Consider the following 13,019-nt stretch of genomic DNA (forward strand, 5'->3'; position numbering starts at 1 on the left):
TGTAACTTTGCAGATTATGAAGGAACAAATAGAAAATCTTCTTCGGGAGATGAATCAAGGAATATACGAAAAGCAGCAAGAGATATCTCTTTCATTGTTGGCAGCCGTCGCTGGAGAAAGTATCCTTTTACTAGGACCTCCTGGTGTTGCAAAAAGTATGGTGGCACGTCGTTTGAAACTTGCATTTCTTGGAGCAAGGAGTTTTGAATACTTGATGTCTCGTTTCTCTACCCCCGATGAAATCTTTGGTCCTGTGAGTATATCTCGTCTCAAGCAGGATGGTGTTTATGAGCGATCTGTTGATGGTTATCTTCCTACGTCTGATGTTGTATTTTTGGATGAAATATGGAAGGCTGGCCCTGCTATTCAGAATACGCTCTTGACAGTTGTTAATGAAAAAATATTTCGTAATGGTACTCAGGAATATCAACTTCCTCTTAAATTATTAATTGCTGCAAGTAATGAATTACCTGCAAAGGGCGAAGGTCTAGAGGCATTATGGGATCGCTTTGTTATCCGCTTAGAGAGTACTCCTATCCGCGACGAGCGTAATTTTGAGCAGATGCTTATAGGGGAAGATCGCGAGTGCGAAGTTAGCGAGAAATGGAAGATAACTAATGCTCAATATCAAGAATGGCAAAGTAAACTTTCTGATATTTCCATCTCTCATGAAGCGATGTCGCTTATTTTGCAGATACGTAAGCAGCTTCGCGCTGTAAATATAGACCCTGCTGATGAACGTCGTCGTATTTATGTAAGCGATCGAAGATGGAAGCAAATCGTTAAATTGTTAAGGACATCTGCGATGTTGCAAGATCGTGACGAGGTACAGATAGTAGATATTTTTCCTATTTATCATTGCTTATGGCAGGAACCTGAAGAGCGTGATGAAGTTAGAAATATTGTAATTCGTACATTATTCTTAAATTTAGCACAGCAGTTGGCTACTCTTAAAGATGATTTGGCTAAAGATATTCTTTATCACCATTGTAATCGTGATTATGTAAGTGAAATTGAAGCAATTGCTGATCAATTACAAAATCGTGATCAGTCTATCCAAAACAATATTTTTATTGGAAATTCTGATAAGATTAGGATTAAAGAGTATTTGAAGGATTTTTATAAAGAATTAGCTTTTACCCGTCAGGATACGTCCAAGCTTTATGAATAAAGATTTAGTTGAAAGTAGTCGTTATCTCTATGTTTTACAGGCATATTGTCAGCAAGGCGTTATTCCTGATCGTAAAAAAGTTGAGGCAGTGGAACAACCATGGATTCATTTGGATGATGCTTTGATGGATTATTTGTATGAACTCATGGCTGATTCACATTATCAAGCTCAGGTTAGAAACAGCCGAATAAGGGGAAAGTTGTTTTATACAGAAGTAGGTAAATTTATAGTTGATAATATCCATTACCTGAAGTTCCAAAATATGCGTTCTTGGACAGAACAAAATAAGATGAAAAAAGTGTTGGAATGGGGGGAAGCTAAGCGTCGGGATCGTGAAACATGGATGGAATTACTTCATGAAATAGATCGGAACCACCATGATGATGGTTTTGATAAAGATTTTTTTATTCGACTTTTTTCGCAAGAAAAAGATAATGAGTTAGAGGGTGCTGCTAATCTTTTAAATTGGGAATTATTAGTAAGAGATTGGCGGGAATCCTTGAATCATGGGCATCGTCGTATAGTCGAGAATCATATCAAAGCTCGTAAGGCTGGTTTTGAAACTAATCTTCGATTATTGATGGATCAGATGACTCAGCATATTCGTGAGAAAAATATTAGTGAGGCAGAAGCTTCTCAGGCTTTTGATCAGATGGAAGGTACATGGACAGAAACGGAATTTGAACGTAAATTGCGTGAGATCCGTCTTCAGGACAGATATCCAGAAATCGGAGAGATTGTAAGTTGTATGGGCCGGATAGAAGATGCTTCAGGTCGAGAAAGATTAACTGTAGCAGCTGGATATTCCATGAAGATAGAACATTCTTCTGGAAGTGATATCGAGGGAGTAACTATTGGTAATGATCTTAATGCCCTCTTACCTGCAGAATTGGCACAGTATGGTGATGAGCTTTTGGGCGATGCTTTTATTTACAAGTATCTCACGAAAGGGTTGCAGACATTACGTTATAAGTCGGAAATAACAAAACCTTCTAGAAAATTAGGTTTTGTGCATGCTACTCGTAAGGGACCTATGATCGTGTGTATTGATACGTCTGCAAGTATGTATGGTATGCCTGAGCGTATTGAGTCTTCTCTTATATCTTTGTTAGAAGATTCTGCAGAAAAGCTTCAGAGAGACTGTTTTCTTATCGATTTTTCCGTAAGTGTTCATCCTGTAGATTTATTAGAGCAATTGCATCAACAGCGGTTGCAAAAAATAGGATTATCTGATAGAAATAAGCGCATGAGTGTTCAAGAGCGAAATCGAAAAGAAGGACTTCCTTTTATCGGTGGGGGTACTAGTGCCAAATTAATGCTTGATACCATGATGGAACTTTTGGACAATGATGGTAAGGCCTATATAAATGCAGATGTGCTTTGGATTACCGACTTCTTAATTCCTATGCCAGAGCAAACTCGATATTTTAAAAAATGGGAAGAGTATAAAAAGACAGGAACCAAGTTTTATGGACTTCGAATAATCTCTTCAGATGAAAAACATGAAAATGAGTGGGAACACTTATTTCATAAGATTTATACTATTCGGTATCGCCAAATTAGAAGATATTGAATATCTTCCTTTTAACGATGTCTAGCTTTTGCTGAGCTTCTATTGCATAAGACTTTTTTTCAATCCATGGTGTCTCATTACCGAACCTATCCATGCGAGTAATAGCATAATGGTAAGATGATACTTTTTGAAGATAGTGATTTAGTTCTTTTTTAGGAATTCTTCCAATCACTAGATTTCGAGCATCAGCGGTATTCACTGGATATTGGTTAGAAGCGTATATATTATACAAGGTATCAGTAGGCACTTTCTTTTCCCAAGTCATGGCAGGTACTAAAGCTGGATAGGCATTGAAATTCTTAGTATATTCGTAGATGCCTTTTGTGTTGTCTGTGAAAAATTTTCCTCTAAAGAACGTATGTCCCATGCCAAGTTGTCGAATAACTTGCATTTCTCTTGTAATTTCTTCTATAGGCCAGTTCTTTTCTTTAGGAGACAAAAAATATATACCTAGTCCAGGTGCTATAATTCGTCCATTATCATTTTCTTTCCAGTCTATGGCAAAAGGATAGAAATTATTTCCCTTGAAATACATCATCGGGAATAGTTCGTCCATTAAACCATCACGAAGCCAACCTTGTGCATCTTGACATACCCTCTCGTAAGCATTCCATCCATGAGCCCAATTACGTGGTAAGTCGTTGTATTTTCCTATTGGTGAGCAACTAATTTTTATCCATGGTTTAATAGGCTTTACAGCTTTGTTTATTTTGCTTACAATAGAAGTAATATAGGCTCTTCCTTGCTCTTTGTTGACTTTGAGTTTCCAGTCTTCAGGATATCGTATATAGTCAAGATGGATACCATCGATATCATAATTTTGCGTTATTTCCGCACAAATCTTAGCCAGGTAGTCGCCAGTTCTAGCATCTTCTGGGTTCATGTAGCCATCAATACCAATCTTTTTGATGAGGTTTCCAAATTTTTTCCTTAATGTTATACACCCAAGACTATTCCATTTACCAACAGGTATAGTTACAATCCATGCGTGTAATTCCATTCCCCTTTTGTGGCATTCGTCAATAGCGAAGGCAAGGGCATCGTATCCTGGAGATTTACCAGGAAATCCGGAAAGACATCCATCCCAAGGTTCATACGCTGAGGGATAGATCATGGTACCTCTTACTCGGGTCTGAATCAAAATGGTGTTTATACCGGCTTGCTGATATAAATCAAGTAAGTGGCAGAGTTCGGTCTTTTGTTTTTGTGCAGATCGTTCTGATTGAGAATAGGAGTGAGGCCAGTCTAATCCGCCGATAGTGGTGAGCCATACGGCACGAACTTCTCGTTTAGGGATATTTGTGTTAAAATAATTAGTATCTTCGTTTTTTTCTTTGTAACTATTATAGTAGATACTTTGATTTTGTCCCCAAGATGGAATATAGATATATGCCAAAATTAGCAATAGCAAATGATGTTTCATGTTCTTATTTGTAAATTTTGAAAGCAAAGGTACAAAATAATTATTATATGTAAAAATGATTATTTCTTCTTGAAAGATTACGGGATAGTAAATTATTATTATTTGGCTAATTTTATTTTCTTTCTGAAAGTAAATTTGTATATTTGCATTTGAATTTAAACATAAAACCAATAAATAATCATTTTATGATTTCATTTACTTTAAGTCTCTTAGCTCTAATTATAGGTTATTTTATTTATGGCCATTTTGTAGAGCATGTATTTGGCCCTGATGATCGACCAACTCCAGCTGTCGTTAAATGCGACGGTGTAGATTTTATGACTCTTCCTAGTTGGAAGATTTTTATGATTCAATTCCTAAATATTGCCGGAACAGGTCCTATTTTTGGCGCTATTATGGGGGCGTGGTTTGGTCCTGTCGCTTATCTTTGGATCGTGTTTGGATGCATTTTTGCAGGTGCTGTACATGATTATCTATCTGGTATGTTAAGTATTCGTCATGGTGGTGCTAATTTACCAGATTTGGTAGGTAACTATTTGGGACAGCGTACAAAGACGGTCATGCTGATATTCTCCGTTTTACTATTAATGATGGTAGGAGCTGTATTTGTTTTAAGTCCTGCTATTATTTTAGAGGGAATTTGGGGTGAAAAAATCATGTGGATTGTTGTTATATTTGTTTATTATGTAGTTGCAACTATGTTGCCAGTAGATAAGATTATCGGTAAGATTTATCCTTTATTTGCTTTCTCTCTTATCTTCATGGCAATAGCATTGATGGTTGGGCTTTTCATCAAGATGCCAGCACTTCCTGAACTTTGGTCTGATGTAGCAAGCTTAGGTACCAAGGAGTCATCTGAATTATTGGGCGTAAAAGAGTTTGCAAGTAATAATCCTATTTTCCCTTGCCTCTTCATTACAATAGCGTGTGGTGCAATTAGTGGTTTTCATGCTACTCAAAGCCCTTTAATGGCGAGGTGTGTTGAAAGTGAAAAACTTGGTCGTCCTGTTTTTTATGGATCAATGATTACTGAAGGTGTAGTGGCTTTGATTTGGGCTACCGTATCTATTTTCTTTTTTTATAATGACGGATGGCGAGAGGTTGTGCCTGCAGATCAGATACAGACTTTCTTTGCCCAATGGGATCATGGTAAAGGTAAAACCTTGGTTCAATTCTTTGATGCTCCGATGGTTGTCAAAATGATTTGCTCAAGTTGGTTAGGTGTATTTGGAGGAATTTTAGCTCTACTAGGTGTTGTTGCTGCCCCTATAACTAGTGGGGATACTGCTTTGAGAAGTGCTCGACTTATTATTGCTGATTTTGTTGGATTGGATCAGCAATCCGTGAAAAATCGTTTTTATATTAGTATACCATTATTTGCTGTAGTCGTAGCTCTTCTAGTATGGCAAATGAAGAATCCTAATGGATTTAATGTTATTTGGCAATATTTTGGATGGGCTAATCAAACTTTGAGTGTGTTTACATTATGGACGCTTACAGTCTACTTGGTGCAGAAAAAAAAGCCATTTATTATCACTTTGATTCCAGCATTATTTATGACGATTGTATGCTCTTCGTTCTTGGTTATGAGCCCTCAAGCATTCGGATTTAATACGTCTATTGGATATGGTATAGCTACTGTTATTTTAGTATTATCTCTAAGTGGCTTTTTTGCTTGGTATCGCAAAGTAACAACCAGATAAATTGTTAGTAAATGTTTTAAAGGAAAGGGAAAAGGTGAAACTTCGTAATAGAAGTTTCACCTTTTTAAGTTGAATTGTCAATTTTCTACAAAAGATATTGTATCTTTGCAGTTATGGAAAAGCAATATCCTTCTCGCCTTTTAGAAAAGGCGGTTTCTGAATTTTCAAGATTACCGGGAATAGGACGTAAAACTTCTTTGCGTTTGGTTTTGCATATGCTTCGCCAAACAAATGAGGATGTAGATGGTTTTGTATCTGCTATATCGCATTTGAAAAAGGAGGTAAAATATTGTAAGGTATGTCATAATATCAGCGATACTGATGTATGTCCAATTTGTTCTGATCCTCGTCGAGATGCTTCTACAGTGTGTGTGGTAGAGAATATCCAAGATGTTATGGCGATAGAAAATACGCAGCAATATCACGGTTTATATCATGTTTTGGGTGGTATTATTTCACCTATGGATGGAGTAGGACCTGCTGATATTGAAATAGATTCTCTTATCAATCGTGTAGCTGAAGGACATGTAGAGGAAATTATTTTTGCTTTGAGCTCAACGATGGAAGGGGATACAACAAATTTTTTTATATCACGGAAATTGGCCGATTTTCCTGTTAAATTGAGTGTTATTGCCCGTGGTATCTCGGTAGGTGATGAATTGGAGTATACTGATGAAGTGACTTTGGGCCGTTCTATTCTTAATCGTACACCTTTTGGTAAGTAGAATTTTTGATATGAATACTATACAACAAAAATTATTATTCTTTTTTTGGGGTCTTCTTGGTGCAAGTGGTCTGTTGGTTCTTTTGGCTGAGACAGAAATGATAGTATTGCCTGTGATGAGCAGTAATGGAGTCTTTATTAGTCAAGTATTATTGGAGCTTTTTTCAATAGTTTGTATTCCACTTGCATTACGTCTATTCACTTTTGATAGAATACATCAAGAACTGATAAATCGTAAAGAAAAGGCTCTATTAAAGTGGGGGTTAGTTCGCTTGTCTCTTCTGCAGATTCCAATGTTTGCTAATCTGGTATGCTACTATCAATCTTATTCTCCTGCTTTTGCTTATTTAGCTATCATATTATTTCTTTGTCTCTTTTTTGTGAATCCGAGTAAAGAAAGATGTAATGCTGAAATAAATAATAATTCAGAAAAATGAAATTGTCGGTAGTTATCGTTAGTTATAACGTTAAATATTATTTGGAGCAGTGTTTGCTTTCTTTACAACGTGCTTTATCTACAATAGATAGTGAGGTAATTGTTGTTGACAATCATAGTAAGGATGGTAGTTGCGAATACTTGAGAGAAAAGTTTAGTGATGTACAATTTATAGCAAGTAGACATAATTTAGGTTTTGCTCGTGCTAATAATCTTGCTATAAAAAAATGTAAGGGTAAGTATGTACTTTTGCTTAATCCTGACACTGTTGTTGGTGAAGATACGCTGATTCATGCTGTTGACTTTATGGATAAACATGCTGATGCAGGTGCTGTAGGAGTAGGGATGCTTCATGTTGATGGCACTGTAGCTATGGAGTCAAGAAGAGGTATCCCTTCTCCTATGACTGCGTTTTATAAGATGATTGGCCTTTGTAATCGTTTTCCAAGAAGTAAACGTTTTGGAAAGTATTATATGAGCTATTTACCTTGGGATAAACCCTGTGAAATAGAGATTGTTAGTGGTGCTTTTTGTCTTTTGCGTAAAGAAGCTTTGGATAAAGTAGGACTGCTTGATGAAGATTTTTTTATGTATGGTGAAGATATTGATTTGAGCTATCGAATCTTAAAGGGTGGTTATCATAATTATTATATCCCAGAACAGATACTTCATTATAAAGGTGAAAGTACTGAGAAATCTTCATTCCGCTATGTTCATGTGTTTTATGGGGCTATGTTTATTTTCTTCAAAAAGCATTTTAGTGCTATGAATTTGTTGTTTAGTATTCCAATTAAGCTTGCTATTTATGTGAAAGCTTTTTGGGCAACAATCTCTATGCTTTCTCAAAATTTAAATCGAAGTTTAGGTTTTGTTTCTTCGAAAAAGGTTCCTTCTGATACATTGGAAGAGTTTCTAGTGTGTGATACACAAAATATGGAATACAGAGAGATTCTTAAGCAACTTGCTAACTCTGATCATAAACGTCCGATAGCTTTTTTATATAAGGACAAAAAAATGGTTATTACACCAAGTGATGTAATTTTCGATGATCTTTGATAAAATTAAGGTTGCACTAAAATGGTATCCTTAATCTATGGGTTAGGAGATAAACAAAAAAAGTCTTCAGATAATTCTGAAGACTTTGCGGTGCGTACGAGACTCGAACTCGTGACCTCCTGCGTGACAGGCAGGCATTCTAACCAACTGAACTAACGCACCAGTTAATTCTTGCTGATGTAGTTGCGGTGCGTACGAGACTCGAACTCGTGACCTCCTGCGTGACAGGCAGGCATTCTAACCAACTGAACTAACGCACCAATTGTACATCATTTCTGAATTGCGAGTGCAAAGATAGTAATTTATTTTGATTCTGCCAAATTTTTATTCGTATTTTTCTTTGTAAAAAATATGGCTTTTATGGTAATAGAAAGGGTTACCGTAAAAACTACGATAACCCTTTGTATTTTAATGTAGATATAAAAAATCTTAGTAAATGCCTTGAGCCATCATAGCTTTAGCAACTTTCATGAAGCCTGCTACGTTAGCACCCTTGACATAGTTGATATATCCATCTGGTTCTGTACCATACTTCACACAATTAGCGTGAATTTCGTCCATGATGTTATGGAGTTTGGTATCAACTTCTTCACGAGTCCAGCTCAAGCGTTCAGAGTTCTGAGACATTTCAAGACCAGAAGTTGCAACACCACCAGCATTAGAAGCCTTACCTGGGCAGTAGAGAATCTTAGCATCCTGGAATACCTTGATAGCTGCAGGTTCTGTAGGCATGTTAGCACCCTCTGATACTGCAAATACGCCATTTGCTATAAGAGTTTTAGCTTCAGCTTCGTTAATTTCGTCTTGAGTAGCGCAAGGGGTTGCAATGTCGGCTTTCTCGCCCCAAGGTCTTGCATTCTCTACATATTTAACGCCATATTTCTCAGCATATTCCTTGATACGTCCACGTTTAACATTCTTCAATTCCATGATGAATGCAAGTTTTTCTGCATCAATACCATCAGGGTCATATATATAACCGTTAGAGTCTGAGCATGTAACAGGTTTTGCACCCAACTGAAGAAGTTTCTCGATGGTGTACTGTGCAACGTTACCAGAACCAGAAACCAAAACAGTCTTACCTTCGAGACTTTCGCCACGAGTCTTCAACATATCCTCAAGGAAGTAAACATTACCATAACCAGTAGCTTCAGGACGAATCAAAGAACCACCGAATTCAAGACCTTTACCAGTTAAAATACCCTGGAACTGATGAGTTAACTTTTTATATTGACCAAACATGTAGCCTACTTCACGACCACCAACACCGATATCACCAGCAGGAACATCCTCGTCAGGACCGATAAGACGGTAGAGCTCATTCATGAATGCTTGGCAAAAGCGCATAACTTCCATATCACTCTTTCCGTGAGGATCGAAGTCTGAACCACCTTTGGCACCACCCATAGGAAGAGTTGTGAGGGAATTTTTGAAAGTCTGCTCGAAAGCCAAGAATTTCAAAATAGAAGCGTTAACAGATTTGTGGAAACGAAGACCACCTTTATAAGGGCCGATAGCATTATTGTGCTGTACGCGATATCCCAAGTTTGTCTGTACATTTCCATTGTCGTCAACCCAAGAAACTCTGAACTGAAGAATACGATCTGGAACGCAAAGACGTTCAATCAGGTTTGCCTTTTCAAATTCAGGATGCTTATTGTACTCTTCTTCTATAGTACCAAGAACCTGACTTACAGCCTGAATGTATTCTGGCTGACCTGGAAATTTAGCCTTGAGCTTTTCAATGACTTCTGTTGCTTTCATATTTCTTAATCCTTTATTGGTTTATAAATTCTATAATAAGCTACTTTTTAAGAAAGTAATTCTTAATATTTGACTTGCGGTTGCAAAGTTAAAGGATTTCTTTTAAAAAACAAGAAAAAAGACACTTTTTTTTAAGAAAAGATTATAAAAAGTAACTTGTTAGGTGTAAAAGTAGCCATTTTATTCTTTTTTCTTACGTAAAAAACAATAAAGTTCTGAAAGCATTTACTTCCAGAACTTTACATTATGTTATTTTCTAAAGCCAAATAATTTCTTTATGAAACCTTTGATTCTTTCTGTTTTTTTAGTAACAGTCGTTTCTTGTATTGGGGCTACTTTTTTATTTTGTTTTGCATTATAGTTTTGCTTTTTATTATCCTTAATGCTATTTTGGCGTTTTTTAAAGTTGCCTTCTATGTTCCCTTTTCGTTTTGGCTTTGGATAATTGCTACTTCTGTTTTGGGCGTTCGTATTTCTATTCTGAGTATTCTCTTGGTTTGGATTGTATTGCTCTTTTCTTACCTTATTTTTATTAGCTTCAGATGACTTTTTATTTCTTCTGTTTTCGTTTGTCTTTTTTCCTTCATATTGATGGTCGCGATACATCGGGTTGGTCCTTTTGTTTTGTGGATTTGATGTGCGCTCAGTTATGTCGTTATTTTTCTGGTGACAATGCTGTTTTTTATCTTTATGTGAAGTTTGGTTTCGATCTTTGCGTCTTCTGTTTTTGGCAGAATTGTTGTTCTTATTAGGTTTTCCCTGTTTTCTGTATTCAGGTCCATCACCTAAATTTTCTGGTAACTTATTCTTTTGGATTTCTTTTTCGAGAAATTTTTCGGTTTGTTGAAAATAGAATTGATCTTCTTCACTTACAAGTGTAATTGCAGCTCCGTCTCTATCTGCACGTGCTGTTCTACCTATGCGGTGTACATAGTCTTCTGTATCGTGTGGTACATCATAGTTGATGACCATGGTTATGTCATCAATATCAATACCTCTTGAAACAATATCTGTAGCAACAAGTACGTCTAGCTGACCTGCTTTGAATTTATACATAATATCATTGCGTTCTTCTTGTGTCAGGTCCGAATGCATTTCTCCGCTATTAATATGTTTACGTTGTAAAGCACTATTTACTTGTTTTACTTTTGTTTTACTGCCACAGAAAACGATAACTCTTTTTAGATCTCCAGCTTTGAATATATCTTTAATGATGCCTAATTTTTGTGTTTCGTAGCAGATATAGGCGCTTTGCTTAATTTTTTCCGCTGGTTTGCTTACAGCCAATTTAATTTCAATAGGTTTTTTTAGCAGTGTTTTTGCCAAGTCTTCGATTTTTTCAGGCATAGTTGCAGAGAACATGATAGTTTGGCAAGTTTGAGGAAGTTCTTTAGCAATAGCTTTAATATCATCTGCGAAACCCATGTCGAGCATTCGGTCTGCTTCGTCTAGAATAAAGAAGCTAACTTTACTCAAGTCTACATTTCCCAAACTTATATGTGATATCAAACGTCCTGGAGTAGCTATAACAACATCTGCTCCGAGTTTAAGACTTTTTACTTCTTGATCGTAACGGTTGCCATCATTTCCTCCATACACAGCGATACTGCTTACGCCTTGCAGATAATAACCAAATCCTTGCATTGCTTGGTCTATCTGCTGAGCTAATTCTCTTGTAGGGCTCATGACAACACAGTTTATTGCTCCTTCAGGATAGCCACCATCATCTAATTTACTTAATACAGGTAACAAATATGCTGCAGTTTTTCCTGTTCCTGTTTGAGCTACACCTAATACATCATGTCCATTTAATATTTCAGGGATGGTTTTTTCCTGAATTGGTGTACATGAATCAAACCTCATATCGTATAGTGCATCAAGCACATTATCATTTAAGTCTAAATTTTCAAATCTCACTATTATCTGATTTTATTTGTTTCTAATTATAATATTTATCTCTTTAATCTTTTTACCTTGGTGCTCGTTTATAGCAGAATAGGGCTATGATTGCGAAAATCATATTTGGTATCCATGCTGCCAACATAGGTGGGGCATCAGCTTGAATAGCAAATGTAGAACTTACGGTCTGGAGCATGATATAAGCAAAACTTAATGCCAAGCCTACTCCTAGGTACATACCCATTCCTCCTTTTCGTTTGCGTGAAGATAGAGACAAGCCAATGATGGTTAAAATGAAAGATGCAAAGGATGAGGCTATTCGTTTATGATATTCTACTTCGTATTGTACTACATTTCCAGAACCTCTATTTTTTTGTTTTGAGATATATTCTTTTAGTTGTGGGCTTGTAAAAGTTTCTTGTTGTCCTTTAGAATATACGAGATCAGTAGGTTCCATATATAATGTCGTATCTTTTTGGTTCCCGTTTGTAATATGTTCTCGTAATCCTCTTAAATGTCTCTCTTTCCAGTTGCTCATACGCCAATGATATTTACTATCAGAAATTGTGTCATACTGTATTTCCATAGCTGTCATGTGGTCTACAAGTTTTTTATTTTCAAATTTATCTAGAGAAAAGCCAAACCCTTTTTTTAGTCTGTCGTCATAATGCTGTATATACACAATGACACCTTTGTCTATTTGTAGCATTACGTTATCTGCAGAAGTAATTTTCTTTTTGTTTTTATATAAGGACTCGAAATTTTGTCTTACAACGTTTCCGTGGGGAATGACATAGGCTGATAAATAATAGTTGAGCATCGATATCAAGATACAAGAAATCATATATGGCCTCATGAGTCGTTTGAAAGATACTCCAGCGGCTAAAATTGCTATAACTTCCGAATTCCCTGCTAATTTTGAAGTGAAGAAAATAACGGCGATAAAAACAAATAAAGCGCTAAAAAGGTTGGCAAAATATGGGATGAAGTTGGCGTAATAATCAAAAACAATTGCCTTTAAAGGGGCGTGATATTCTGTAAATTTTGCCAGATTCTCATTGATATCGACAACGATAGAGATGGAAATAATCAAGATAATTGAAAAGAAATATGTTCCGATGAATTTCTTGATGATATACCAGTCTAAACGCTTGATGTATCGACGGAGATTTAGAAAACCTAAAAAAGAAAGCTTTATACCTAACCATTTACAAAACTTGATAAGCCAGGCAAACCTATCTTTCATAGTTTTGCCTAGTCTAAAAAGTTT

9 protein-coding genes, 2 tRNA genes and 1 pseudogene are annotated in these 13,019 nt (G+C 36.3%); 6 read left to right on the plus strand and 6 right to left on the minus strand.

All coding sequences use genetic code 11. The features are described from left to right. Positions 1-49: 49 nt before the first annotated feature. Both L6471_RS07285 and L6471_RS07290 read left to right on the plus strand, forming a co-directional pair. A pseudogene (locus tag L6471_RS07285) lies at positions 50-976 on the plus strand (AAA family ATPase); the annotation flags it as partial. Between the two features lie 187 nt (positions 977-1,163). Beyond that, positions 1,164-2,744 carry a vWA domain-containing protein gene (locus L6471_RS07290; RefSeq protein WP_237797631.1) on the plus strand — a complete coding sequence of 527 codons (1,581 nt, stop codon included), beginning with the start codon at positions 1,164-1,166 and terminating at the stop codon, positions 2,742-2,744. Here L6471_RS07290 and L6471_RS07295 read toward each other — a convergent pair. Next, on the minus strand, positions 2,731-4,167 hold the full coding sequence (locus tag L6471_RS07295) for a glycoside hydrolase family 10 protein (protein ID WP_237797632.1): 1,437 nt from the start codon (positions 4,165-4,167) through the stop codon (positions 2,731-2,733). The genes L6471_RS07290 and L6471_RS07295 overlap by 14 nt on opposite strands. Positions 4,168-4,352: 185 nt before the next feature. On the opposite strand from L6471_RS07295, the gene L6471_RS07300 reads away from it, so the two are divergent. The 4 genes from L6471_RS07300 (at position 4,353) to L6471_RS07315 (ending at position 8,086) form a co-directional block, all read left to right on the plus strand. Then, positions 4,353-5,870 carry a carbon starvation CstA family protein gene (locus tag L6471_RS07300; RefSeq protein ID WP_094449036.1) on the plus strand — a complete coding sequence of 506 codons (1,518 nt, stop codon included), beginning with the start codon at positions 4,353-4,355 and terminating at the stop codon, positions 5,868-5,870. A 113-nt stretch (positions 5,871-5,983) separates the two neighbouring features. Then, on the plus strand, positions 5,984-6,595 hold the full coding sequence (gene recR, locus L6471_RS07305) for a recombination mediator RecR (protein ID WP_006282955.1): 612 nt from the start codon (positions 5,984-5,986) through the stop codon (positions 6,593-6,595). A gap of 10 nt (positions 6,596-6,605) precedes the next feature. Next, positions 6,606-7,031 carry a hypothetical protein gene (locus L6471_RS07310; RefSeq protein WP_006282954.1) on the plus strand — a complete coding sequence of 142 codons (426 nt, stop codon included), beginning with the start codon at positions 6,606-6,608 and terminating at the stop codon, positions 7,029-7,031. Beyond that, on the plus strand, positions 7,028-8,086 hold the full coding sequence (locus tag L6471_RS07315; protein ID WP_237797633.1) for a glycosyltransferase family 2 protein: 1,059 nt from the start codon (positions 7,028-7,030) through the stop codon (positions 8,084-8,086). The genes L6471_RS07310 and L6471_RS07315 overlap by 4 nt, the downstream gene beginning before the upstream one ends. Before the next feature lie 88 nt (positions 8,087-8,174). On the opposite strand, the gene L6471_RS07320 is transcribed toward L6471_RS07315, so the two are convergent. The 5 genes from L6471_RS07320 to L6471_RS07340 form a co-directional block, all read right to left on the minus strand. Then, positions 8,175-8,248, minus strand: a tRNA-Asp gene (locus tag L6471_RS07320). A gap of 24 nt (positions 8,249-8,272) precedes the next feature. After that, positions 8,273-8,346: transfer RNA gene (locus L6471_RS07325), tRNA-Asp, on the minus strand. A gap of 169 nt (positions 8,347-8,515) precedes the next feature. Further along, the gene (locus tag L6471_RS07330) at positions 8,516-9,850 is read right to left on the minus strand and encodes an NADP-specific glutamate dehydrogenase (protein WP_006282952.1); all 1,335 of its coding nucleotides are present in this window, start codon (positions 9,848-9,850) and stop codon (positions 8,516-8,518) included. A 249-nt stretch (positions 9,851-10,099) separates the two neighbouring features. Continuing rightward, a complete protein-coding gene (locus L6471_RS07335) occupies positions 10,100-11,767 on the minus strand; it encodes a DEAD/DEAH box helicase (protein WP_237797634.1) in 1,668 nt (555 codons plus the stop codon). Between the two features lie 52 nt (positions 11,768-11,819). Beyond that, positions 11,820-12,995, minus strand: a complete 1,176-nt coding sequence (locus L6471_RS07340; RefSeq protein WP_404830164.1) for an LptF/LptG family permease — start codon at positions 12,993-12,995, stop codon at positions 11,820-11,822. Positions 12,996-13,019: the final 24 nt, after the last annotated feature.

It is taken from the genome of Segatella bryantii (genome assembly GCF_022024215.1).
In the GTDB taxonomy this organism is placed as follows: domain Bacteria; phylum Bacteroidota; class Bacteroidia; order Bacteroidales; family Bacteroidaceae; genus Prevotella; species Prevotella bryantii.